The 2,052-nt window shown below is 50.9% G+C and carries 3 protein-coding genes; all 3 read left to right on the forward strand.

Features of this window, described 5'->3' with window-relative positions; genetic code table 11:
* Positions 1–10 precede the first annotated feature (10 nt).
* The 3 genes from SIB56_RS12495 to SIB56_RS12505 all read left to right on the forward strand — a co-directional run bounded on the left by SIB56_RS12495 (position 11) and on the right by SIB56_RS12505 (position 2,014).
* Positions 11–871: a phytanoyl-CoA dioxygenase family protein gene (locus SIB56_RS12495; RefSeq protein ID WP_413324242.1), complete on the forward strand. Its 861-nt coding sequence runs from the start codon at positions 11–13 to the stop codon at positions 869–871.
* 13 nt (positions 872–884) lie between these two features.
* The gene (locus SIB56_RS12500) at positions 885–1,214 is read left to right on the forward strand and encodes a DUF6447 family protein (protein WP_413324243.1); all 330 of its coding nucleotides are present in this window, start codon (positions 885–887) and stop codon (positions 1,212–1,214) included.
* Positions 1,215–1,762: 548 nt separating this feature from the next.
* Positions 1,763–2,014, forward strand: a complete 252-nt coding sequence (locus tag SIB56_RS12505; RefSeq protein WP_413324244.1) for a hypothetical protein — start codon at positions 1,763–1,765, stop codon at positions 2,012–2,014.
* Positions 2,015–2,052 lie beyond the last annotated feature (38 nt).

Raw genomic sequence — 2,052 nt, forward strand, 5'->3', positions numbered from 1 at the left:
TGAGATGGCCATGGCTCTTGCAACAAACGATCGCACTGGCGATGGCTGGCAAGGAATTGTTCGCAGTTTTTGTTCTCGCAGCAAATTGGCGCTGATCACAGAACACCTGACTGATTCATCACTTGCATCAAACAGCAAAGCGTCGGAGACAGCTTTAGAAACCAGCGTTCACGAGTTTGGTCGTCACTGGGACTTCAGAGAGAACTTGTGGGAATCGAGCCCTTTCTTGGAGCAGTGGCTTCTTGAAGAAGAGCCGGCTCAGCTGGCGGCAGATCTCTTCAGCAGTGACAAGGTCTGGCTGCTGCGAGATCAGACCTACTTCAAACCACCTGGTAGCGAACACACTCCCTGGCATCAAGATGCACCATTCATTCCGGTAGAGGGTTGCAGTTTTTTAACGCTATGGATTCCTCTCACGCCGATTGTCAGTTCTTGTGATGCTCCTTTGGAGTATTGGCAGGCTTCATACCCCTGCTGTCATCTCCTTGACGGTGGTGCTTCCAAGCGCAGTTACCGCCGATACGAGCAGGAGTGGCAAGAACAGAATTGGACCCATCTCACAACGGAGGGACTGCTCCCAGGAGACTGCAGTTATCACGATGGATGGACACTTCACGGCAGCAAGGGACATACCGGCACTAAAGATCGCCTTGCTTTTGTCGCTGTTTATGGCTGTGGCGAGGGTCTTTTGAGACTCTGCCCTGTGATGAACCTTGCTCCAACATCGCTGCGCAGTCAGGTTCAGCTCCTCCGCCAAGGTCTGCATCGATCCTGTTTCGAGGGCCTGGAAGAAGGCGATCCTGTTCCTGGCCATCACAATCCATGGATTCGTTGCGAGCCCAAGCAGGAACATCACATACACTCCCGCTAGCTTTCAAAGTTCCATGAGCGATTCCGATCAGAATCAACAAGAGGTCAATACCTCTCAAGAACAGGCTGCTGACTCTGGCCAGCAGACCCTGACTTTCGATGGCAAAACCTATGCAATACAGTCTCTTCCTCCGGATGCTGTCAATCTGCTGAATGATTTGATTCGTTCAGAAAATGAGCTTAATGAGCATCGCTTCCGAATTCGCCAGCTGTCGGCTGCTCAGCAAGGCCTGACTTCTGCGCTGGGTCAGACCATTCAGGCTGCCGGAATTGAGCCAGTTTCAGAAGAGGGTCAATTCAAGCCCTGGATTGGTGACGAGCAGCAAGACCAACAAGCTGCTTGATGGTTGCGAAATTTCAGTCACTTAAAAAAGTGCCCCTGATGGGGCATTTTTTTTGGCTTATATGTACTCATCTCCTTTCCCCTGGATTGCCTCTTATTGCATCTCTTGATCAGCTGCAGCGTCTCATTCCGAGTCGCAATTGGTTGCAGGCCATTGTTAATTATTTCCATCTGACGAAAAAACGTTGCTGTGGCTTGAAGTTGCAACTATCATTTTGCGGTTGCACTGAATCGTGAAGCGCAGTACTGCCTCTGCGCTGGCACTTTTGCCAGCTTTCCTGCTCATGGCAGGTAAGACAACTAGTGCGCTTGCTCAGCAGCAGGTTGGTACTGGTACATACAATTCACCCCCAAATTCTCCATTGCTGCAGGGGGCTGGAACTCAAGGAAATAATCCTGGATATGACGCTTGGAGCTCTACTGGTAGGACAGGTGGGACCGGAAACCCTGGTCCTTCAATTACTCAAATTGTTGACGGTAATTTCTCTTCTCAGGCAGGTTCCAAATCTACGGGTGGGCAAGGCGGTACTGGTGGGGGCTCTGTAGGTAATGGTGGTGACGGTGGTCCCGGTGGATCTCCAGGCAATGTTCAGGTCACCGTTAGCAGCGGTAGTTCGATTTCAATCAATACTTCTTCAGGAAGTAGCACTCTTTTTGGAGTTCAAGCTTCTGCAATTGCAGGAACTGGTGGAAATGGTGCTGGCGGTGCGTTCGCTTCAGGCGGAAATGGTGGGATTGGGGGAAATTCGAGTGGCCAGAGCGCCAACATCACAGTTCAAAGTGGTGGAAAAGTTTCCGTAAAGAACACTTCAGGCAGCTCCGATGCTGGTGCTATTGGA

Origin of the sequence: Synechococcus sp. MIT S9503 (assembly GCF_047304175.1) — a bacterium.
GTDB lineage: Bacteria > Cyanobacteriota > Cyanobacteriia > PCC-6307 > Cyanobiaceae > Synechococcus_C.